Source organism: Ammoniphilus soli (assembly GCF_040813775.1).
Map to the genome: position 1 here is coordinate 1 of NZ_JBEGDL010000174.1, position 595 is coordinate 595.

At 49.7% G+C, this 595-nt stretch carries 1 protein-coding gene; it reads right to left on the reverse strand.

What is annotated here, in order from left to right; all coding sequences use genetic code 11:
* Positions 1-475, reverse strand: a 475-nt coding sequence (locus tag ABLT31_RS38920; protein WP_367761094.1) for a class II fructose-bisphosphate aldolase, incomplete at its 3' end; no start/stop codon positions are given.
* Positions 476-595: the final 120 nt, after the last annotated feature.

Sequence of the window (595 nt, forward strand, 5' to 3'; positions counted from 1 at the left end):
TGGCATGCATGGCATCCGCTTCGTCGACAATGAGATCATCTTCCTGTCCGCCGATTCGCCCCAATTCCGCTTCCACCGATACCCCTAAAGCATGAGCGGCATCTACCACTTGCTTCGTCTTGCGAATGTTTTCTTCCAGCGGATAATGAGAAGCATCGATCATAACCGAGGTAAAACCGGCTCGAATGGCCTGCAGACATTGTTCATGGGAAGCGCCGTGATCCAAATGCAAGGCTACCGGAACGGTGATGTAGTACTCCTCTACCAGCGCCCTCACCATGGCGGAGGCTACCTTTAATCCGCCCAAATGGGCAATATACCCTGGACTGACCGCACAAATGACCGGAGACTGCTCTTCTTGAGCGGCTTGCAGAATGGCTTGCGTAAATTCCAAATTATTTAAGTTAAAATGCCCAACGGCATATTTTTCTTCTAACGCATGATTTAGCATCTCGGTCAGCGAGACGAGTGGCATCTTCCGTATCCTCCTTTTTATCTGAAAGAAAGGTACCAAACCAGCCCGTTTGGTACCCTGTACACTTACCAGCGAGCGGTCAGCATTTTCTTTCTCGTATAGAACTCTACTCCATCCGGA